A 22734-nucleotide genomic window follows, 5' to 3' on the forward strand; every position below is an offset into this window, starting at 1 on the left:
CTACTTACTGATATTTTCAGTAAGTAGCTCTTTTTGTTTAATGTTAAAATTAAGATATTACATATGGAGGTAACTATTTTGTTTAATTTTTTCAAAAACCTATTTGCACTTAAACCACCAATAAAGAATCGTCCTAAACATAGAAAACCAGCAAAGGCTATTGAAATTCCAATTGAAAACGATGATATTTCTGAACCGGTTCAAGTAATCTCGACTAATACTGAATTAGCAGTTAAAGCCCCTGCTACGGTTTTAGTTAGATTTTTAAATGATCAAGACCAAGAATTAGAAGCCAATCTAATTTTTAAGTCTTATATTGGTAGCCCACTCAAACTTACGATTCCTTCAATTGAAGGATACATATTTAAAAAAATTGATGGTATTAGTTCAGAGGTTATTGCTGCTCAGCAAACAATCATTATTCATTATCAAAAAGAACTGGGACAACCCATAATGATTTATTGCTTTGATTATGATAATAATCAGTTATTGCAAGTTCCTACCTTTTTATCTGGCGTATTAGGGACAACTTATCATGTTGATTTACCCACCATTAAGGGTTATCTGCCCCATCTTGCAATTGGTGAATTATCTGGACAATATGGGAATGACCCACAAAATATTGTTTTATATTATCGCCGAGAAGATTGGAAAACCGTGCAACCAGTTAATTATTTAATTTCCATTAAAACCCCTGCAACAGTATATAAGCATCCGACTGAACAAGAAAGCTATCCTTTTACTTTACCAATTGGTTCTGTCTGGAAAATATTTAAAGAAGTTCGGACTAATAATCAAGTTTGGTTATCACTTGGTGGGGCTGAATGGATTAAGCAAGATTACACCAGTCGAATAACTGATAAGCAAAAGCAACTTAAATAACGAAAAAAACCAACAGTTCAAAATTAACTGTTGGTTTTTTGTTAGATTAATTTTTTGGCAATTTCAATTTGTTGTTTGACTTGTTCAAATCCAGTTCCACCAAATGAATTGCGTCGAGCTACTGCAGTATCTGATTGAAGTTCGGGATAAACATCCGCTTCAATTAATTCACTGCCTGCCTTTAACTCAGACAATGGCATATCTTGTAAATTCTGATGGGTTTGAATTCCATGTAACACTAACTTTCCTACTACTGCATGAGCTTGTCTAAAAGGTAGTCCTTTCACAGCTAAATAATCAGCTAATTCAGTTGCGTTCGAATAATCATTTTCCGTGCTAGTCTTCATCTTAGTTTCATTGACTTTTAAAGTCTTAATCATCCCAGTAAAGATTTTCAAGGCCGGAATAATGGTTTTAACAGTATCAAACGTACCTTCTTTGTCCTCTTGCAAATCTTTATTATAAGCTAGCGGTAACCCCTTCATCGTCGTTAATAATCCTAAAAGATGCCCATAAATCCGACCGGTTTTCCCCCGAATTAATTCCACCATATCAGGATTTTTCTTCTGGGGCATGATTGAGCTTCCGGTAGTATATCCATCACTTAATTCTAAATATTGAAATTCATGGCTGACCCACATACTAATTTCTTCGGAAAAACGTGATAAATGCATCATCAAAATGGAACTATTACTCAAGAATTCAATGGCAAAATCACGATCAGATACTGCATCCAGTGAATTAGCATAGACATCATTGAAGCCTAATTTTTCAGCGGTAAAGTGGCGGTCAATGGGAAACGTTGTCCCAGCCAATGCAGTTGCTCCAAGTGGTGAAATATCTGTATGTTTTAGGTTGAATTCGAAACGTTCTTTGTCTCGTTGTAACATTTGAAAATATGCCATGAGATAGTGAGCATATGAAATTGGTTGGGCATGTTGGAGATGAGTATAGCCAGGCATAATGGTTTTAATGTTATTCTCAGCCAATGTAATTAACGCTTTTTGTAAATTAGTAATCACTTCAATCACCATTGGAATCCGTTTTTTGAGATACAAATGAAAATCAGTGGCAACCTGATCATTTCTGGAACGAGCAGTGTGGAGTTTTCCCGCAACTGGTCCAATTCGATCAGTAAGGATACTTTCAATATTCATATGGATATCTTCATTATCAACCGTGAAATCAATCTTTCCAGCAGCTAAATCTTGCTGAATTGATTGTAACCCAGCCACAATTTCAGCAACATCAGCGGATGATAAAATGCCAGTTTTGCCTAACATTTTAACGTGCGCTAATGAACCCTCTAAATCTTCGGCCGCCATTAATTGATCGAATCCAATTGAAGCTCCAAATTGGTCAACTAACGCATCCGTTTCTACTTGGAATCTCCCACCCCATAATTTATCGCTCATTAGCTTGCACCACCTTCATTTTTTGTTGCAACTTGATTAGCTACTTCACTAGGAAGACCCCATAGTTTAATGAACCCCTTTGCGGCTTCTTGATCAAATGAATCCGATGAAGTATAAGTAGCTAAATCTTTATCATATAAACTATCGTTTGATTTCCGTCCTAACACAATAATATTTCCCTTAAATAATTCTAATTTAATTGTGCCATTAACTACTTTTTGTGACTGGTTAATAAATGCTTTTAAACTTTCCATCAAAGGTGAGAACCATAATCCGTTATAAATTAATTCACAGATTTGTTTATCAACGACCGGTTTAAAATGTGCCAAGTCACGTTCTAACACTAAATCTTCCAATTCGTGATGTGCCTTGATTAATACGGTAGCAGCTGGAGCTTCGTAAATTTCTCTTGATTTAATGCCGACTAATCGATTTTCAATGTGATCAATTCTACCAATCCCATTTTCACCCGCAATTTCATCTAATTTTTCAATTAAAGCTGCAAAGGTCATCTTTTCACCATTTAATTGCACTGGAATTCCATTTTTAAATTCTAATTCAATTTCAGTTGGCATATCAGGAGTATCTGCAATTGCTTTAGTTAAGGCGTAAGCATCTTCTGGAGCTGCAACCCATGGATCTTCCAAGATTCCGGCTTCGTTGGCTCTTCCCCAAATATTAGCATCAATTGAATAGGGTGAATCTAAATCAATGGGAATTTCAATGCCGTGATCTTTCGCATAAGCAATTTCTTCTTCTCTCGCCCAATGCCAATCACGAACTGGGCTAAGTACTTCAATCTTTGGCATTAAAGCATGAATTGCTACTTCAAAACGGACTTGATCATTCCCTTTTCCAGTACAACCATGGGCAATTGCGACCGCACCTTCTTTTTTCGCTACTTCGACTAATTTTTGAACAATTAAGGGTCTTGAAAGGGCTGAGGCTAACGGATAAACTCCTTCATACATGACATTAGCTTGTAAAGCTAAGGCTAAATAATTATCAGCGTATTCTTCTTTAGCATCTAAGACATAAGCAGCAATTGCACCCGTTTTTAAAGCTTTATTTTTTACATATTCGGGATCTTTGGCCTCCCCCACGTTTACACAACAAGCAACGACGTCATAACCCTTATCTTTTAACCAGGCAATGGCCACTGAGGTATCTAATCCACCTGAATATGCTAAAACAACTTTCGGTTTTGTCATGTTAATCACCAATAATCTTTCCAATAAATTCTTTAGTTCTATCTTCTTGCGGATTATCAAAAATTTCAGCCGGCACATTTTTTTCTTGAATGTAGCCATCTGCCATAAACCACACTTGATCAGCTACTTTTTTGGCAAATCCCATTTCATGAGTTACCACTAACATGGTCATATTTTCGTCAGCTAATTCTTTCATAACGTTCAATACTTCCCCGACCATTTCTGGATCTAAGGCACTAGTTGGTTCGTCGAAAAACATTACTTTAGGACTCATGGCTAAAGCTCTGGCAATGGCAACTCTTTGTTTTTGACCACCGGATAGACTATTCGGATAAGCATTGGCTTTATCTGCTAAACCAACTCTAGTTAGATACTTCATCCCAATTTTTTCAGCCTCTGTATCACTCATCTTTTTCACTCTCATGGGAGCTAACTTTAAGTTTTCCATCACCGTCATGTTAGGGAAGAGGTTGAAGTTTTGGAAAACCATCCCGATTTCTTCGCCCAATTTACTAAGTTCTTTATCTGTCATTTTAGTCAAATCATCGTTATTGAATAAAACCTCTCCATCAGATGGTTTTTCCAATTGGTTAATACATCTTAACAAAGTACTTTTTCCTGATCCTGAAGGTCCGATAATACAGATCACTTCACCTTCATGTACTTCTCCGTTAATGTCTTTCAAAACAGCGTTCTTTTCATAGTTCTTCTTTACGTGGTTTAATGCAATAATTTTATTATTCATGTTTCATCTTTCCTTCCAAGTAGTTTAATCCTCTAGTCAATGTAAATGTAAGTACAAAATAGATCACCATTACCACCACAATTGGGGCAACTCCACGGTAGGTATCTGCTCTCACAACGTTTAATTCGTATACCAAATCAGTAACTCCAATAATTGATACAATGGAACTTTCTTTAATCACAGAAATAAATTCATTTCCTAAAGCTGGCCAAATGTTTTTAAAAGCTTGTGGCAAGATTACGAATCTTAAAGCATATTTTTTACTCAACCCTAAACTTTGCGTAGCTTCCGTTTGTCCTTTATCAACTGAAGCAATTCCCCCTCTGATAATTTCACATACATAAGCGGCACTATTTAAAGTTACGGCGATGATACCCGCTAACAATGCGGGAATGTTAATCAAGACTCCTAAACCAAAGTAGATTAACAAGACTTGTACCATCATTGGTGTCCCTCTAACTACCTCAACATAACTAATGGCTGGCCAACTTAATAATTTGTATTTACTAATCTTCATCAAGGCAAGTAATACACCCAGAATAATTCCCCCAATTACTGCGGCAATTGAAATTAATAAAGTATGTTTCAATCCATCATAGAAATACTTCCAGTAATGTAGCATTGATGTATCAGCCGTATTAACCTTCATATATTTCCCAGCGGAAGCTAGATAACCAGGAATTAAATTATCTTTTTGAATCTGGTCAATTGATCCATTTACTGCATTCATCAATGTGTCATTTCCTTTTGCCATAGCAATTGCTGAACCAGTGTCTTTTTTATCTAATTTGTAGTCTGCTTTAAACATCTTTAGATCTGGATCATTTTTGACGTAGGCTTCTGCAACCGGTTTTTCAACTCCAACTGCGGCAACCTTATTTGTCTTTAAAGCTAAAACTAAATCAGTGGTTTTATCCATGCCCACATTTTTGGAATCTTTTAAATCTTTTTTCGCTAATTGTTGTTGTAACGTTCCCGTTTGGGTCCCAACTTTTTGCCCTTTTAAGGCACTTTGATTTTTATATTTTTCAGCGTCCGATTTATTAACTAAGAATGATTGTCCCCCAAAATAGTAAATCTTAGAAAAATCAGCATTTTGTTCCCTTTCTGGGGTAGGGTTAATTCCCCCAATTGCCATATCAACCTTTCCAGTTTGCACTGCTACTAGCAAAGCGGTGAAGTCCATATTCTTAATTTCTAACTTAACGCCTAAGTCCTTAGCAATTTGTTTGGCAATATCAATATCAATTCCCACGTCTTTGGACTTTCCGTGTTTATCCACTTGAAATTCAAATGGTGGATAATCAGGTGCGGTTGCAACTTTCAAAACTCCCCTTTCTTTGACACTCTGTAATGAACTATCCGCATGAACTGTACACATCATACTTAAACTTCCAATGAATAATCCAATACATAAAACTAACATTTTCCAACATTTACTCATTTTTCCATCTCCTTTACAATTTAAAAATTTCCAACAAAAAAAGCGCCCAATAGTCTCATAGACTAAAGGACGCTTATGCGCGGTACCACCTTGTTTACGTTATCGAAATAACATCTCTCCCAATCCAGCTTCGAATCGTTGGCTCTGTAATGGGAGCTCCCAGTATGGTTTTTATCGCATACAACTTTTAGGTGACGTTCATTCACAAGTGCTTATGATATTTCTCACTGACCAATATCTCACTGAATCACACGTTTTGAATTACTACTTCCTAGTTAACGTTTTGTTTTTAATTTTTATTAATCATAGCACGGATAAATAATAAAACAAGCTTTTTTTACAATATATTTCGTAATTTAGTCAAAATATGCATTACATATACATAAATAGTTCTTATTTTAACGTATAATTAATTGATAATCCGATATATAATTCAGTTATTATCTATTCATTTACTTTAATTACATGATTTTGATGTAATTTATAAGCAATTAAAGCAACGATAATGGCTTTGATGATATCTCCCGGGAAAAACATAATTGTTGACATCAATGTTTTCATAATTGGCATATGAATCACAAATGAAAGGACAATGGCCCCAATTAAATTCATTACTACCATCCCACCAACTAGATTAGCTAAAAGATATTTCCAAAAGTTTAATTGACCTAATTTCTCCAACATCCAACCAATTAAATAAGCACAAATTGGCCAACTGATTAAATATCCAGCAGTAGGACCCATAAAGACCCCAAATCCTCCCCGACCACCAACAAGAAGTGGCATACCGACTGCAACTAATAATAAAAAGATTAAGACACTAATCGTTCCTAATTTTTTTCCAAGTAATGATCCGGCTAACATTACCGTCATAGTTTGAAATGAGATAGGCACTGGAATAACTGGCACAGCAATTGGGGGAACTAAACTAAAGGCTGCAATAATTGCAACCATCACGCCACAGTAGGCGATTTCTTTGGTTTTCAAAATAAAAATTCTCCTATTAATTTAATGAGTTAATTATCACTTAATTCTGGCATTAAAAATAGCAAAAAAATAACAATCTTGTTATACCAACGTTTAGCAGCTTACATATTTATTTATATGTAACTAAAAACACCCAACGATGTAAACGTTAGGTGTTTTAAATTTTATAAGTTTTTATCCATATTGTAAGTAAGTTTTGAAAGTGTCAAGCCCTTGCTCATTAATTCATTCATGAAATGATGAACCCGAGTTCTCATTTCAGCTACTAAGTTTTGATTTTGTTTTTGTAGAAAATCAGAAACATCTTCACTCTTCAAGTTTTCAGCTTGGTTCAAAGTGTTTTCAACGTGCGTTAAGAACATTTGATTGTTAGCTGTCTTGAAGTCCCGGTCTTGTTGAATAAAGTGACTGTAATGTGATTCAACAATCATAGAGAGTTTACGATACATCCAGTAAGCACTAGTATCATCCATTTCTAAGGGGGTTGTTTCGTAAGTTGGATCAGTGGCTTCTACATTGGCAAAGAATGGCACATATGGACTGAATGCTGGAATTCCAAAGTTTAACCATATAATGGTTGAAACTTCTGGTTTCACGTCATTTCTAATCTGAAGTACATGTGAATTTTGAGTCCGATTCATTGAAATTGGCCGGAATTTAGTTTTCAAATCTTCTGGACCTTTACCCAATGGATCATATTCAGTTTCGTTATAATGAGAACTCAAAATAAATTCAACATCTGAAACTTGAATTTTATGGTTAGCTTTACAAATAAATGGCATATCTGCTGAAGTAGGTTCTTGAACCATTTCTGGAGTTAAGTAACGTTGACCATACCAAACACGGGGGGTGTTATAGTGACGGTCTTTTTCATTACTAGTCCCGAAGATATGTCTAAAATTAAATCCTTCTGCATCAGGATTCAAAGAATATTTTTCAACAAATTCTTGAATTCCATCTGAATACATAAAATTATCTGCATCTTCAAAATCAACTTGTTGGATAGCAACTTGGTTAGCTACCACGGCATATGAATCATCAGGAATTCGTTGAGCAACCCAATGATGACCAGTAACAATTTCCATGTACCAAACTTCATTGTTATCACTAAACATTACCCCATTACCCTCAGGAGAACCATATTCTTTAATCAATTGACCCAGGTATTGGACCCCTTCACGAGCAGAATTAATATAAGGTAACACCATTGATTGTAATGAATCTTCAGCAAGTCCATTAGCAATCCAAGGATCATGAGAAAGAGTATGCATATTACCATAAACACTTTCAGTGGCACTCATCGCAATATGTTTTTGATTAAATCCACTTTCAGCAAAGACCCCTAATTTAGCGGCATCCGCATTCGGGGTTTCCAAAGTACGGTAGCCTGAAGTAGGCATTGGTGCTGTAAATCCATTTTGGTTTGATTTCCAAACTTTACTTTCATTTTCATAAGCTGGTTGCACAATAAAACGTTGTGGAGTTAATGGCAAAAAAGTATCGTCATTTCTGGCAATCATTGTTGAACCATCAATACTGGCGTTCTTTCCAACCATCACACTGGTACATGCTGATAAATGTTTCATACTTCTCTCTCCAATCGTAATCTTATAATTTAGAAGTTAATTTAACGTCTGGATATTTACCCTTGAACCAACGTTCGGCAAATTGATTTTCAAATAAGAATAATGGATCGTCATTAGTATCACGAACCAAAATGTTACGTTGTGAAGACATCTTTTCGTCAAGTTGATCTGGATCAATCCAACGAGCAATTTTTGATCCCATTGGTTCCATTAAAACATCAGAATTGTATTCATTTTGCATTCTGAATTTAAACACTTCAAATTGAAGTTGACCAACAGCACCTAGGATATATTGCCCAGTAGAATAAGTAGTATAAAGTTGAATAGCTCCTTCTTGAACTAATTGCTTAATTCCTTTATGGAATGATTTTTGTTTCATTACATTTTTAGCAGAAACTCGCATAAATAATTCAGGGGTAAATTGTGGAAGCTTTTCAAAAGTAACCTCATTCTTACCTGTATATATGGTATCACCAATTTGGAAATTACCGGTATCATAAAGTCCAATAATATCACCAGCAACGGCTGTTTTAACGTTTTCACGGGTATTAGCCATAAATTCTGTCACATTTGATAATCGAATATCTTTTTGGGTCCGGTCTAACGTAACATCCATCCCTTTTTCAAACTTACCAGAACAAATCCGCACAAACGCAATTCGGTCACGGTGATGTGGGTTCATGTTAGCTTGAATTTTAAAAATAAAACCAGAGAACATGTCATCAATTGGTTGAATTTCTTTGTCTTGTAAAGTCTTGTGTTGACCAGGAGCTGGAGCCATTTCAAGATAAGCATCCAGGAATGTTTGTACCCCAAAGTTAGCCAAGGCTGAACCAAAGAAGACCGGAGTTTGATCACCATTAGCAATCTTATCAGGGTCAAATTCATTACCAGCTTCAGAAATTAAATCCATTTCTTCTTTGGCATCATCATAAATACTGTCGCCTTCAAGGTCATTAGGACCTTCAATGTTTCCTTCATCATCAAGTGGCAAGAAATTACGACCTTCGACTTCTGGTTGGAATAATTCCACACGATGATTATGACGATCATAGAGTCCCTTTAAAATCCGACCTGAACCAATTGGCCAGTTCATTGGATAAGCTTCAATTCCAAGGACTTCTTCCAATTGACTAATTAATTCCATTGGTTCTCGTCCATCACGATCAAGCTTATTCATGAAAGTAAAAATGGGAATCCCACGCATTTTACAAATTTGGAATAGTTTTTTAGTTTGTGGTTCGATACCTTTAGCAGCATCAATAACCATGACAGCTGAATCAACGGCCATCAAGGTCCGATAAGTATCTTCAGAGAAATCTTCATGTCCAGGAGTATCCAAGATGTTAATTCGTTTACCTTGGTAATCAAATTGCATCACAGAACTCGTAACTGAGATTCCACGTTTTTGTTCAATTTCCATCCAATCAGACTTGGCAAAGTTACCACTCTTACGAGCCTTAACTGTACCGGCTTCACGGACAATTCCCCCGAACAATAGTAATTGTTCAGTAATAGTTGTCTTACCGGCATCGGGATGGGAAATAATGGCGAAAGTCCGGCGTTTGCCGACTTCCTGGTTTAACTTTTTATCACTCATGTAAATCCTCCTACTGAGATTATATAACGATTAACGCAAAAAATCCGGAAGCATCCGGATCAAATTTTGACTAATTAAGGTCTGATTTTTTGTCATTTTGGACAAGCCAAATGTTGTATAGGTATTCAATAATAACTTTCATAATGGCATAGAATGGAATAGCTAAAATCATTCCAACTAACCCTGCAATATGCCCTGCGGCTAGTAAGATAATGATGATAGTCAAAGGATGAATATCCAATGATTTACCAATCACGTTTGGATAGACTAAGTTACCATCAACTTGTTGCACAACCAAGACCACAATAATGGTGTACAAAGCCTGTTCTGGACTAACTACAATAGCAACCAGTAAGGCCGGTACAATTCCAATATATGGACCTACATATGGAACTAAGTTACAAAATCCAGCAAAGACTCCTAATAACAACGCATAACGTTGTCCAATCAAAAGATATCCGATAGAAGTAAATGTTCCCACGAATAAACATTCAATCACTTGTCCCCCAATATAATGTGAAAGAGTTTGGTTCATTTTCTTTAAAAGGGTTTCGGATTGTTTCCGGTGACGGTCAGATAATACTGGGAAAAGTCTTTCCACACTAGGTAAAAATTTGTCTCCATCTTTCAACATATAGAATAAAATAATTGGAGCCGTAATCAAAGTAATAATGACATTGGTTGCAACTGAAATGATGTTTCCAGCACTATTGGTAATATTACTTAGCAAGACTTTTAGATATGAAGAATATGAAGATTGAACTTTTGCCACAATGGGATCCCAATCAATATGTTTTAACCAGCCATGTCGAGTCAGCTTTTCTAAAGAAGCTTGTTGATGGGAAGCAAATTTTGGCATATTGCTAGCCAAATTAGCTACTTGAGATACCAAATGTGGAACTAAAGAAAGGGCAATGTAGGCTAGTACCAAAATCAGTGCCAAAAAGATAATGGTGGTGCCCCAAGTCCGGTTTATTCTTTTCGTTTTAGTAATCTTAATCTTCATTAAAATTTCTAAGATTGGATTTAACATATAGTATAAAAATCCGGCAATTAGCAATGGTGCAAAAATAGTTGAAACAAATATTCCAATCGGTGAAAACATGAAACTAACTTTTGTACATAAATAAATAATTCCTACCACGAGTAACAATTCAAATGTCCAAAAGACTAATTTTGATTCTTTTAAATTCTTCACTTAGTTAAACTCCTTCAACTTCATCAACAAACTCATCAATTGCATCAAAATCAAAACCTTTTCGAAACAAAGCCTGTTTTACTTTTTGTTTGCGCTTATATGGTTCCTCAGTTCGATACTTTTTCCAAAGTTTTAATCCGGCTTTTTTTAGCATAATTTCCTGTTCATCCATATCAACAACATCATCAATTTGGCTAATTGCTTGATCAATTACATCAAAACTAAAACCCTTTCTAACCATTGATAATTTAGCCTTCTCAATTCTTTTATTATATGGGTATCGATTGTTATGGTCAAATAGCTTCTGAGCAAGTCGATCAGCATTTTCTTGAACTTTACTTGCAGGATAAAATTCATCGAGCGCATTCAAAATTAAAGTTTCACTGACACCCTTTTGCATTAAGTATCGTTTTGCTTCAATTGGACCTTTGGCTTGACCATCCGCAGTCTGTCGAACGTAGCTATTTGCATAATTTTCATCATCAATTAAACGAATCTCAATTAGCTTTTTAATAGTAGAATCAATTGCAAACTCATCTTCTGACAAGGTTTTTAATTTATCTCGCACTTCTTTTTCTGTCCGTTGTCGATACGAAATAAAGTCAACTGCTTTTCCATATAATTTAGAAATACTATCGGCGACTTTAATTTGTTCAATTTCTTCGTGGGTTAATTCAGTTCCTTTAAAAATGGAAAACTTAATTAAAACTTCTTCACTAATGGGAAAAGCATATTTTTCATTTAAATAAACATTGTAGCGACCTGGTCGTTTCTGTGCTTCAACTTTAGTAACTTTATAAGTTCTACTCATGTGTATAACCTCTCAAAATTCACAATGTGCTCGACTTCTGCTATACTTGTTTGATAAATAAGCAAAGGAAGTTCGCAAATGAAAGCACACGTCGTATACGCAACTATTACTGGTAATAATGAAGATATTGCTGATATCGTGACTGAAGGACTGGAAGATCTTGGAGCTGAAGTAGAAGAAACTGAAATTTCTCAAACTGAAGCTGAAGAACTTAATGATGCCGATTTAATCGTCATCTGTCCTTACACTTACGATGAAGGTCATCTTCCTGAAGAAGGAATGGACTTTTTCGAAGATCTTGGTGATTTAGACCTTAGTGGTAAAACTTTTGGTGTCGCAGGTTCTGGGGATGTTTTCTACGAAGAATTCTACAACTTAGCGGTTGATGAATTTTCAAAGAAGCTCTTAGCTACTGGTGCAACTCAAGGTGCTGCTAACGTAAAAATCAATCTTGATCCTGATGAAGACGATATTAAAACCCTTGATAAATTCTCAAATGAGTTATTTCAAGCAGCAAGTAAATAAGGCCCTAGTGGTCTTTTTTATTTGCTATTTTTTTGTTTGGCATCAAATAAGCGTGGACCGTCGAATTAATCACGGCTCCCATTAGCAACACCATTCCAGTCAAATAAAGCCAAATCATAACCACAATAAAAGTTCCTAACGTTTTATATGCCGAAATATTCCGGAAAAACTCGTGCATAATTTGCGAAAAGACTTGTGATAAGACTGATAATCCTGCTAGAGCAAATAATGTGCCAAATACTGTATACCGCCATTTAGTTCGTAAACTAGGCACAAAGAAATAAATTAAGCTCAAAATAATGAATAACATTGTTACGATAAATGGTACCCGGGCACTTTCTAAAAGAGTTAAAATCGGATCTGGTATTTTGAGCATCTCATTTAAAAGCTTAATTAATGATTGCCCAAATCCTTGTAAGATTAGCAACACGAATAGAAAAATAACTAATAGTAGCATCCACATAAATGAAGCAATTCGATTCATAAATGCATTTTGATCCGTAACCCCATAACTTCGGTTAACGGCTCGCTGAAAGGCAGCCATCGCACTACTAGCAGACCAGATGGCAATTACTAGCCCAATTGACAAGTTACTTCCACCATTTCCGCCACTAAATACTGACTCAAAAATTGGTTTTAACATATGATAAATTGACGCTGGCATTAAACTTCGAATTGCACTAATTACATGATTCGCATTCGCGTTGGCTAATTTAATTACTCCCCCAATTGAAATTAGGATGGGGAAAAGGGATAGCAACGCATAATATGCAAAAACAATTGCTGAATCTGATACATTACCCATCATAAAATGTTTAAATAGTAATTTTGTAAATGGTACAATTTGATTTTTAAATGTGATTTTTAGTTTATCCAAAGTAGTTTCCTTTATTTAAATACGCAATTATCTTTATTATATCAGATTGAATTTGAGTTACTATTACCCCAAAATAATGATAAAATTAGGGTTAGTTTTAAGTGTTGGGATTGGTTCCCAACTAGAGGAGGATTCAATTTGGAAACTATCAGCTTAGTTGTTCCTTGTTACAATGAACAGGAATCAATCGAGTTATTCTATAACACAGTGGAAAAAGTTTTCGCTGCTATGAATAAAGACGAAAAAAAATATGTACCTGATTACATCTTCATCAATGATGGATCATCAGATAATACTTTAAAAATTTTAAACGAACTACATAACAAACACCCAGAAACAGTTCACTTCATTTCTTTTTCCCGTAACTTTGGAAAAGAATCAGCCATGTCAGCTGGTCTCCGTAATGCTCATGGTGATTACGTAGCTTTAATGGATGTTGATCTTCAAGATCCACCTGAACTATTACCAGAAATGTTAAAAATCATTAGTACTGAAGATTATGATTGTGTTGGTTGTATCCAAACTAGCCGTAAACAAAATCCAATCAGAGCGTTTTTATCAGCTTCTTTCTACCATGTGATTGATTACTTATCAGACGTTAAAATCAAGCCAAATGTCCGTGATTATCGTTTAATGTCTCGTCAATATGTCGATGCTGTGAATGAATTAACCGAATATAATCGTTTTTCAAAGGGAATTTTTAGTTGGGTTGGTTTCAACACCAAATACATCAAATATCCTGGTCGAGAACGAGCTGCTGGTGAAACTCATTGGTCAATGATTCAATTACTTGAATACTCAATTGAAGGAATTATTGATTTCTCAGATGCCCCACTTAAAGTTGCGACTTGGGTTGGTGGACTTTCTTGTATTTTTGCAGTCATTGGCATCTTTGTAACGATTATTCGGGCGCTCTTTTTTGGTGGATCGGTTGCTGGCTGGCCTTCATTAGTTTCAATTATTCTGCTAATTGGTGGAATTCAATTATTCTGCTTAGGAATTGTCGGTAAATACATTGGTAAAATTTACCTTGAAACGAAACACCGTCCACAATACATCATTAAGGAGCAAAAATAATGCAATCTTTGCTTAATTTATATAAAAAGCATAAAGATATTATTCCATATGCTTTTTGGGGTGTAGCAGCAACCGTAGTTAATATTGTTTTATTTGGAAGTATTAATCAATTTACTTCAATTAACTATTCTGTTAACTATTGTTTCTCGTGGTTTGTAACTGTGTTATTTGCTTTCTACACTAATAAATATTTTGTTTTCCATACTAAACATTACTCTTACAAAGAATTCTGGTACCAAATGGTGACCTTCTTCGCTGGTCGTTTAATTACCGGAATTGTCGGATTAGGAATTCTATCCTTTGGGGTTTCGGTCCTTGGTTTTAATACTAAGCTTGGTAAAAATATCTTTAATATAATTCAAAATGTAGTTGTTGTAATTTTAAATTACTTCTGGGCCATTTTCATCTCCTTTAAAGAAAAAGAACACAAATAAAAAAAGCTTCGTTGAATTTAATTCAGCGAAGCTTTTTGTTATACGAACATATTTAAAATTAAAACCATTAATAATCCAACAATTGAAATTACGGTTTCTAGAACAGTCCAAATTCCCAAAGTTTCTTTAACTGATAAGTCAAAGTATTCTTTAAACATCCAGAATCCAGCATCATTAACATGAGATGCAGCAAGTGACCCAGCCCCAATTGCTAAGGCCATCATCACTGGACTAACGTGAAGTGATGACATCAATGGCATTACTAATCCTGCAGCTGTCATTCCGGCAACCGTTGCTGATCCAAGTGAAACACGGAGAATTACAGCCACTAACCAACCTAAAATAATTGGTGATAATGATGAATGCATCATCATGGTTTTAACAGCGTCTCCGACTCCACCAGCAATTAGAACTTGTTTGAAAGCTCCACCACCGGCAATAACCATTAATAACATGGCGATTGATTTAATCGCATCAGATAAACTAAGTGAAATATCTTTCATCGTCTTACCACGATGGAATCCCATTGACCAAATAGCAAAGATCAATGCAATTACCATGGCAATCATTGGATTACCAAGCATTGAAATAATCGCATCAAGACCATGTGGCTTAGCAACTTCTTTACCACCATGAGCAACCATTTGATAAACGGTATTCAAAGCCATGAAAATTGCTGGTAATAGTGAAGTTAATGCAGCTAATCCAAAACTAGGTGTATCTTTTAAGTCATATTGCTTTACTTCACCAAATGCAGGCAAACTCTTTTTAACTACAAAGGCATCTGGGAAAAACTTACGACTCACTTTCGTATAAAGTGGTCCTGCTACAATCACACAGGGAATTGCTACGATAATTCCGAATAGCAATACCTGTCCGATATTAGCACCTAAGGCTGTTGCAACAGCGGTTGGTGCTGGTTGTGGTGGCAAGAATCCTTGAGTGGCAGATAAAGCAGCAGCCATTGGAATTCCTAGGTAAAGGAATGGTACATCAGCTTCTAGTGCAACTGCGAATACAATTGGAGTCAATAAAACCAATCCAACTTCAAAGAATAATGACATTCCGATAATAAACGAAGCAATTACAATTGCAAGTTGAAGACGTTTCTTACCAAATTTATCAATTAAAGTCTTGGCAATTCGATATGAACCACCAGAATCAGAAACTAATCGACCAATCATAGCACCGAAACCAAACACAATTGCTAATTCACCTAGGGTATTACCAATCCCAAGTTTAATTGCATCTGCGATACTAGCTGGGTTCATTCCTAAACCTAAAGCTACCAAAATTGCAGTAACAATTAACGCAACAAAAGTATTCAATTTCAACTTAATGATTAGGAAAAGGAGCAACGCAATCCCTAAAATTAAAACAACAAACGGCATCATTTGTGTTTCCTCTTTTCTTATTTATAAATTTATAATAATTACAGATTTATTGTATGCGTTTTCATAAATATTTTCAACCACCTTGCTCAATAATTTACAAATAAAAAAGCAGTTCACAAATGTGAACTGCTTTTTTATGACCCCACTCAGACTCGAACTGAGATCGATCGCTTAGGAGGCGATTGCCCTATCCAGTTGTGCTATGAGGCCATCACAACTTTCCCTATTTTCTCACGATTAGAATCATTCGTAAAGATTACTTTTTGTGGTAACCCTTATTCTTTTGGTTTCGTTTTCGGTTTTTCTTTCGCGGTTTTTGAACCACATTTTCTGCTACTTCGATCTTGCGATAACGAGTTTTCTTAGCGGATGCCTTAGTCCCTTTAACTTCTGGAAGAACTTTTTTCTTGGGTGCATTTTCAGCTTTTAACTTTTCAATTTCTTCTTCCTCAACATGATCAACTAGCTTGCCCCGGAAATAATAAATTGGTTGCAAATCATATTCTTCATCACGAAGCAGTTTCTTTAAGTCCCGTAAATCATGATCATCACCAAAGTTAATTACTAAGCCGGGTTCACCCATTCGTCCGGTACGACCGACCCGGTGAATATAAGTATTAGCTTCTTTTGGTAAATCATAATTAATTACTGCTGGAAGCTTTGGAATATCTAATCCACGAGCAGCTACGTCAGTAGTTAATAATAGCTTAGTTTGCCCCTTTCTAAAGTTCCGTAAAGCTCTTTCACGGGCCATCTTATTTTCTTCACCACTAAGCTTTTCAACTTGAGCATATCCTTGATGTTTAAAGTAATTAAAAGCCCGATTTAATTCGGTTTGTTGGTTAAAGAAAACTAACGCTTTAAAGTTTGTTAACTTAGTTAATCGATTTAAAACATCATTTCGTTTTCCCCGGGAAACTTGGAATTGTCCGTGTTGAACTTTTCCACGACTTTTATCTAAATCACGAACATCAATAATTCGAGCTGGTTTTCCCATCACATCTTCAAGTTTGTACAAAATCTCACTATCGGTTGCTGAGAAATAAGCAACTTGTGCATCTCGTGGTACTGCAGCAACAATTTGACGTACTTTTTCCAGTGAATCGTCTTGAAGTAAATCATCCGCTTCATCAACTACTACTGTTTCAACGTTATTTACTTTAAGTTTACGATCAGACAATAAGCTTAAAATTCGACCAGGAGTCCCAACAATAATTTCGGGACGTTTCTTTAGCTGTTCATGTTGCCGTTTAACGTTAGCTCCACCAATTAATGGCAAGATTTTAACGTTGAATGGGCCTGCCCAGTCACGAATAATATTCGTTACCTGCATGGCAAGTTCTTGGGATGGTTCAACAATCAAAGCTTGAGTTCCTTGACCTGCCATAATATTAGCTAAGATTGGCATTAAAAATGCGACCGTCTTCCCTGAACCAGTTGGTGATAATCCAACAATATCTTCACCGCCATCAATCATTGGTTGATAAACAGCTTTTTGAATTTCAGTTTGGCCATCATAGCCTAATTTTTCAAATCGTTTTACAAATTCTTCTAACACAACGTTACTCCTTAAATTTATCGGGATAGTGAATTCCAGCAGAAATTGCTAGATTGTTTAGTGTTTCGTTAACGTGTTGCATTAATTGCAACCATACGTGATATTTTGCCTGCAACGTTTCATCTTCTGGATGTGCAATAATTGCGGCAAAATCAGTCATTTCTGGAATCATTGGATTTTTAGTATATTTAGCACTAATAACTTCAGTTTGCTCTGGACTAATTAATTTAGCCTCAGTAAATTCGCCTCCGTTATCAATGGCAATGATGTTGCGACCAGCATAAATTTCAGAATGATGCTTTGAGTTAGAAATCTTACTAAAATTCAAAGTAATGTCAAACTTATCATAATTTAAAAGTGCAGTTCCTTTTCCATCTGCTCCCGTAGCAATCATTGTTGGATAATACATTTGTTTTACAGGTTTGCCAAACAAAGCAACTGCATCATATAGCGGATAGATGCCTAAATCAGCTAAAGCACCACCAGCAAAAGCAAAATTAAAAACATTCGGGGTTTCACCAGCTAATACTAAATCATAGCGAGAAGAATATTGGCTAAAAACAAAATCAGCCCCAGCAATATTCGTTGCCTTTTTCAAAGCTTGTTGTACTGCTTTAAAAGCTGGCATATGAACATTTCTCGCTGCTTCAAACAAACGTAAGTTAGGATGAAGTTTTAATTCATCTAAAACTTGTTGGGTTTGCATTGGGTTCATAAAGGCTGGTTTTTCTACAATTACATTTTTATTGTTTTTTAATGCCAACATTACTTGTTCAAAGTGAAAAACATTAGGCGATGCAATATAAGCCGTATCAAATTCGTCAGATGCCATAAAGTTCGCTAAATTAGTATAAACTTTAGCTCCCCCATTTTGATTAGCAAATTCATTACCGGTATTTTCGTGGCGTGAATAAGCCGCACCCAACTCGTATTTACCAGTTGCAAAAGCAGCTTCAATCATCCGTTGTGTAATCCAATTAGTTCCAATTGTACCTAGTTTAATCATTTCTATTACGCTTTCATTCCATTCGTTCTAAATACTGTTTCCATTGTACCTTATTTCCGTGGTAAGCCGCCATGCTATCGTCACTACTTTTTCCATCTTTATAGAAGGAATCATTACTATTTAAATTATTAAACGTAACGTTAGCTCCAGCCACCCCTTTATGCAACATAAATTGAGTATGAGGAATATTTTTCAAAGTCTGATAATTAGTTTGATTAGTTTTAATTAACACTGGTCGATCATACCGTTGGTACAAATAATTCACAAATTGTTTAATGCGCTGATGTAATTGTTGTTTATTAACCGTTTGATCAGTATATTTTCCATAGTAGTCAATATCAATTCTGATGGGTAATTGACCAATTTGACCATCAACGGCCCGGCTAAAATTCTTTTCTTGTCCGGTAATACTCGTCCCAAATCCGTATTGATGATACACACCAATTTTCAAACCAGATCCAATACTGCGAGAATAATTATCGTTAAAATTATCATCTAAATAATCCGTTCCTTGACTGCTTCGAATATAAACAAAGCTGCCACCGCGTTGCTTAAACTCATTAAAATCCATATAATTACTGTCTTGATTAAGGGAAACTCCACGAATTGGATACTTAGCAAAGAAACGAGCCCGGGCCTGATTATTTGCTTGGATATGCCCTAAAATTATAAATATGATTGCAATAAAAATAATCAATGCCAACGTCAAAAAACTCCACTTTTTCATCTGATGGTGGCGTTGGTTTCTTTGAAATTGAGCTCGCTTCATTTCTATCATACATAAACCTCACGAAGACTTATTTAATTTATCTTAACACTATTTTGGGTGTGCTTGCTTGAATTGCAATGTTTACTCCAATATAATGAAAGCGTTACAAAAACTTTAATTAAAAGCTTTTTCAATTTAATAAAATAACTTATTAAGGGGAATATTATTATGGAATACGTAATTGGTGTTGATATTGGAACGACCAGTGTCAAAACAGTTTTGTATGATGATAAAGGCGAAGTTAAAGGCTATTCAAATGACCTTTATACCTTATATCAAGATACAGCTGATATGGCTGAGGAAGATCCAGAGGAAATTTTTAGTGCCATGATCGATGGTTTAAATCACGTTTTAGAAAAAGCTGATTTAAAAAAAGGAACACTTAAAGGTGTTTCATATTCATCTGCCATGCATAGTTTAATTTGTCTAGATGAAAACTACAAACCACTTACCCGTGCAATCACTTGGGCAGATAACCGAGCCGTTAAATATGCTGATGAACTAAAAGACAGCGGAGTTGGGATGGAACTCTACAAGAAAACTGGTGTTCCAACTCACCCTATGACCCCACTAACTAAGATCATGTGGCTACGTAACGAAAAACCTGAGATTTTCAATAAAACTAGATATTTTGTTGGAATTAAAGAATACATTAACTACAAGTTATTCGGTGAATTAAAGGAAGATTATTCAATTGCCAATGCCACAGCTTTATTTAACATCTTTACAATGGACTGGGATAAACAAGCACTTGAAGTTGCCGGAATCACTCGTGATAAACTTCCAGAACTAGTTGATACTACATATCAATTTAGAGGAATGACAAAACATTACGCTAGTGTCCTTGGTGCTTTAAAAGATACACCATTTGTTATTGGTGCTTCTGATGGTCCGCTTGCTAACCTTGGAGTTGATGCCATCAATCCTGGTGTCGTTGCAGTTACCATTGGTACATCTGGTGCCGTACGTGTCGTAACTGATAAACCAACTATTGATCCTAAAGGTCGAGTTTTCTGTTACTACCTTGCCAAAAACATGTGGGTAATTGGTGGTCCCGTAAATAACGGTGGAATTGTCTTCCGTTGGGTTCGTGATCAGCTTTGTTTACCAGAAAAAGTTACTGCTGAACAAATGCATCTTGATGCATATGATTTATTAACTAAGATTGCTTCTACTGTTCCTGCTGGATCAGACGGTTTAATCTTCTTACCATTCCTTGGTGGTGAACGTGCTCCAATCTGGGATGCGGATGCCCGTGGTACTTTCTTTGGATTAACTCGTAAACACACTCGGGCTAACATGATTCGGGCTGCCCTTGAAGGAATTGTTTATAATCTATACACTGTGATGCTTGCCCTTGAAGAAGTGGTTGGTGAACCTAAGAGTATTCAAGCAACCGGTGGATTTGCTCATTCTGAACTCTGGCGTCAAATGTTAGCCGATGTTTTTGAACAAGACGTTAACATTCCAAAGAGTGTTGAAGGAACTGCTTTAGGTGCTGCTACATTAGGAATGTACAGTCTTGGTATGATTAATAGTCTTTACGACGTTAAATATTTTGTCGGTACAACACAAACTCATAAACCAAATCCTAAAAACTACGAAGCTTATCGTGAATTGATTCCAATTTACATTCGCTTAAGTCGTTACCTCAAACCAGAATACAAAAACATTGCCACTTATCAACGTAAACATGCTGATGATGTCTCACAAGATTTTCATAAATAACATTCAATGAAAGGAATTCCATTTTGGAAATTCCTTTTTTGATTGGCTATTTTTTCACTGGATAAGCATGGTATAATTTTCACTGCTAAAACAATCAAATTTTAAGGAGAAACGCTTATTACTGATCAAAAATTACAAAAAAACATCGGCACATTAGCCGCCTTTTCAACCGTGATGGGAACCGTAATTGGTGGTGGTGTGTTTTTCAAAACTGCTAGTGTTGTATCTTCAACGCATTCAGTTGGTTTAACTATCCTAGCTTGGATTATCGGTGGAATTTTAACCATTTGCGGTGGTTTAACCGTTTCTGAATTAGGAGCTGCCATTCCTAAAACCGGTGGAAGTGTCGAATATCTTCGACATACTTATGGACCATTAAGTGGTTTCTTGTTGGGTTGGGCAGAAATGTTAATTTATTTTCCCGCTAATATTGCAGCATTATCAATTATCTTTTCAACTCAAGTGATTAACTTGTTCCACCTACAAATGAGCATGTTAATTCCAATCGCCATTTTGTGTGCGGTCACAACTACTGTGATTAACCTTTGTGGTTCTAAAGTAGGTGGTTCTGTCCAATCAATTACATTTATCTTCAAATTAATTCCCATTTTCATTATTGTAATTGTTGGTTTATGTATGCCAGGTCACGTAGATGCTTCACTCTTTCCTATGACGCTTAGCGACCACAGTAATGTCATTACAGCATTTGCTGGTGGTTTATTAGCAACCATGTTTGCTTATGAAGGTTGGATTAACATTGGTAGTATTGCCGGGGAAATGAAAAATCCGAAACGTGATTTACCGAAAGCCATTATCTTAGGTCTTTCGTTTGTGATGGTCATTTATGTTCTAATTAACTGGGTGTTCTTAAAGAATATGCCAATTAATGAAATTGCTGGTAACTCAGATACTGCTTCTCAAGTAGCAATGAAACTCTTTGGTGCTTTTGGGGGTAAATTAGTAACTATTGGAATTTTAATTTCCGTTTTTGGTGCCATTAATGGTTATTCATTAACCGGTCCCCGAGTTCCCTATGCCCTAGGTAAAGAAAACGTCCTTCCTTTTAGCCAATACTTTGGTAAGATTTCTAAAACAACTGCTGCTCCATATGTTGGTAGCTTGTTCACTTTAGTAATTGCTGTAATTATGATGTTTTTGGGAACGTTCGATATCTTAACTGATATGTTGGTGTTCGTCATGTGGATTTTCAACTGTCTCTTGTTTATTGCTCTCTTCATTTTACGTAAACGTGAGCCAAAATTGAAACGTCCCTATACGGTTCCTGGTTACCCAATCATTCCAATTATTGCTTTGATTGGTGGATTATTTATCTTAGTGACCACCATCATTAACCAAACTGGACTCGCTTTAACTGGAATCTTAGTAACTTTATTAGGGGTTCCCGTTTACTATTTCCATCAATATCGGATTAACAAAAATAAATAAGCGTATAGAAAAAGCCGAAAATTAAATTTTCGGCTTTTTTG

Annotated in this window: 20 protein-coding genes, 1 tRNA gene and 1 other annotated feature; of the genes, 6 read left to right on the forward strand and 15 right to left on the reverse strand. The window is 35.7% G+C overall.

Features of this window, described 5'->3' with window-relative positions; translation table 11 throughout:
• The first annotated feature begins 78 nt into the window (after positions 1–78).
• Positions 79–882: a MucBP domain-containing protein gene (locus tag ACQW5G_RS01600; protein ID WP_429971341.1), complete on the forward strand. Its 804-nt coding sequence runs from the start codon at positions 79–81 to the stop codon at positions 880–882.
• A gap of 41 nt (positions 883–923) precedes the next feature.
• On the opposite strand, the gene argH is transcribed toward ACQW5G_RS01600, so the two are convergent.
• The 9 genes from argH to recX form a co-directional block, all read right to left on the reverse strand.
• Positions 924–2297 carry an argininosuccinate lyase gene (argH, locus tag ACQW5G_RS01605; protein ID WP_429971342.1) on the reverse strand — a complete coding sequence of 458 codons (1374 nt, stop codon included), beginning with the start codon at positions 2295–2297 and terminating at the stop codon, positions 924–926.
• Positions 2297–3508 carry an argininosuccinate synthase gene (locus tag ACQW5G_RS01610; protein WP_429971343.1) on the reverse strand — a complete coding sequence of 404 codons (1212 nt, stop codon included), beginning with the start codon at positions 3506–3508 and terminating at the stop codon, positions 2297–2299. Before ACQW5G_RS01610 ends, argH begins: the two co-directional genes overlap by 1 nt.
• 1 nt (position 3509) lies before the next feature.
• On the reverse strand, positions 3510–4253 hold the full coding sequence (locus ACQW5G_RS01615) for an amino acid ABC transporter ATP-binding protein (protein WP_429971344.1): 744 nt from the start codon (positions 4251–4253) through the stop codon (positions 3510–3512).
• Complete coding sequence (locus tag ACQW5G_RS01620) at positions 4246–5697, reverse strand: ABC transporter substrate-binding protein/permease (RefSeq protein WP_429971345.1); 1452 nt, start codon at positions 5695–5697, stop codon at positions 4246–4248. The genes ACQW5G_RS01615 and ACQW5G_RS01620 overlap by 8 nt, the downstream gene beginning before the upstream one ends.
• Before the next feature lie 62 nt (positions 5698–5759).
• Positions 5760–5985: a binding site (T-box leader), on the reverse strand.
• Between the two features lie 156 nt (positions 5986–6141).
• Complete coding sequence (locus tag ACQW5G_RS01625) at positions 6142–6684, reverse strand: biotin transporter BioY (protein WP_429971346.1); 543 nt, start codon at positions 6682–6684, stop codon at positions 6142–6144.
• Positions 6685–6848: 164 nt separating this feature from the next.
• The gene (locus ACQW5G_RS01630; RefSeq protein WP_429971347.1) at positions 6849–8270 is read right to left on the reverse strand and encodes a C69 family dipeptidase; all 1422 of its coding nucleotides are present in this window, start codon (positions 8268–8270) and stop codon (positions 6849–6851) included.
• A gap of 22 nt (positions 8271–8292) precedes the next feature.
• Positions 8293–9870, reverse strand: coding sequence for a peptide chain release factor 3 (locus ACQW5G_RS01635; protein WP_429971348.1), 1578 nt, complete (start codon positions 9868–9870; stop codon positions 8293–8295).
• A gap of 70 nt (positions 9871–9940) precedes the next feature.
• Complete coding sequence (locus tag ACQW5G_RS01640; RefSeq protein ID WP_429971349.1) at positions 9941–11068, reverse strand: AI-2E family transporter; 1128 nt, start codon at positions 11066–11068, stop codon at positions 9941–9943.
• A gap of 4 nt (positions 11069–11072) precedes the next feature.
• Entirely contained in the window at positions 11073–11879 is an 807-nt protein-coding gene (recX, locus tag ACQW5G_RS01645) for a recombination regulator RecX (RefSeq protein ID WP_429971350.1), read from the reverse strand.
• Positions 11880–11957: 78 nt separating this feature from the next.
• On the opposite strand from recX, the gene ACQW5G_RS01650 reads away from it, so the two are divergent.
• Positions 11958–12404, forward strand: a complete 447-nt coding sequence (locus ACQW5G_RS01650) for a flavodoxin (RefSeq protein WP_429971351.1) — start codon at positions 11958–11960, stop codon at positions 12402–12404.
• Between the two features lie 4 nt (positions 12405–12408).
• On the opposite strand, the gene ACQW5G_RS01655 is transcribed toward ACQW5G_RS01650, so the two are convergent.
• Entirely contained in the window at positions 12409–13281 is an 873-nt protein-coding gene (locus ACQW5G_RS01655; protein ID WP_429971352.1) for a YihY/virulence factor BrkB family protein, read from the reverse strand.
• Between the two features lie 138 nt (positions 13282–13419).
• On the opposite strand from ACQW5G_RS01655, the gene ACQW5G_RS01660 reads away from it, so the two are divergent.
• Together ACQW5G_RS01660 and ACQW5G_RS01665 are read left to right on the forward strand one after the other, a co-directional pair.
• Positions 13420–14358 carry a glycosyltransferase family 2 protein gene (locus ACQW5G_RS01660; RefSeq protein WP_429971353.1) on the forward strand — a complete coding sequence of 313 codons (939 nt, stop codon included), beginning with the start codon at positions 13420–13422 and terminating at the stop codon, positions 14356–14358.
• The gene (locus ACQW5G_RS01665) at positions 14358–14792 is read left to right on the forward strand and encodes a GtrA family protein (protein WP_429971354.1); all 435 of its coding nucleotides are present in this window, start codon (positions 14358–14360) and stop codon (positions 14790–14792) included. The genes ACQW5G_RS01660 and ACQW5G_RS01665 overlap by 1 nt, the downstream gene beginning before the upstream one ends.
• Positions 14793–14830: 38 nt before the next feature.
• Here ACQW5G_RS01665 and ACQW5G_RS01670 read toward each other — a convergent pair whose 3' ends face one another.
• The 5 genes from ACQW5G_RS01670 to ACQW5G_RS01690 all read right to left on the reverse strand — a co-directional run bounded on the left by ACQW5G_RS01670 (position 14831) and on the right by ACQW5G_RS01690 (position 19528).
• The gene (locus ACQW5G_RS01670) at positions 14831–16186 is read right to left on the reverse strand and encodes a gluconate:H+ symporter (protein ID WP_429971355.1); all 1356 of its coding nucleotides are present in this window, start codon (positions 16184–16186) and stop codon (positions 14831–14833) included.
• Between the two features lie 137 nt (positions 16187–16323).
• Positions 16324–16396: transfer RNA gene (locus ACQW5G_RS01675), tRNA-Arg, on the reverse strand.
• A gap of 46 nt (positions 16397–16442) precedes the next feature.
• Entirely contained in the window at positions 16443–17744 is a 1302-nt protein-coding gene (locus ACQW5G_RS01680) for a DEAD/DEAH box helicase (RefSeq protein WP_429971356.1), read from the reverse strand.
• 4 nt (positions 17745–17748) lie between these two features.
• Positions 17749–18750, reverse strand: a complete 1002-nt coding sequence (locus tag ACQW5G_RS01685; protein WP_429971357.1) for a Gfo/Idh/MocA family protein — start codon at positions 18748–18750, stop codon at positions 17749–17751.
• A 13-nt stretch (positions 18751–18763) separates the two neighbouring features.
• On the reverse strand, positions 18764–19528 hold the full coding sequence (locus ACQW5G_RS01690) for a GH25 family lysozyme (RefSeq protein ID WP_429971358.1): 765 nt from the start codon (positions 19526–19528) through the stop codon (positions 18764–18766).
• Between the two features lie 159 nt (positions 19529–19687).
• Here ACQW5G_RS01690 and gntK point away from each other — a divergent pair, with 159 nt between their 5' ends.
• Positions 19688–21247 carry a gluconokinase gene (gntK, locus tag ACQW5G_RS01695; RefSeq protein ID WP_429971359.1) on the forward strand — a complete coding sequence of 520 codons (1560 nt, stop codon included), beginning with the start codon at positions 19688–19690 and terminating at the stop codon, positions 21245–21247.
• A 117-nt stretch (positions 21248–21364) separates the two neighbouring features.
• Positions 21365–22693 (forward strand): APC family permease, encoded by a 1329-nt coding sequence (locus tag ACQW5G_RS01700; RefSeq protein ID WP_429971862.1) that lies wholly within the window; start codon positions 21365–21367, stop codon positions 22691–22693.
• Positions 22694–22734: the final 41 nt, after the last annotated feature.

The organism is Fructilactobacillus sp. Tb1 (assembly GCF_050500285.1).
Classification (GTDB): domain Bacteria; phylum Bacillota; class Bacilli; order Lactobacillales; family Lactobacillaceae; genus Fructilactobacillus.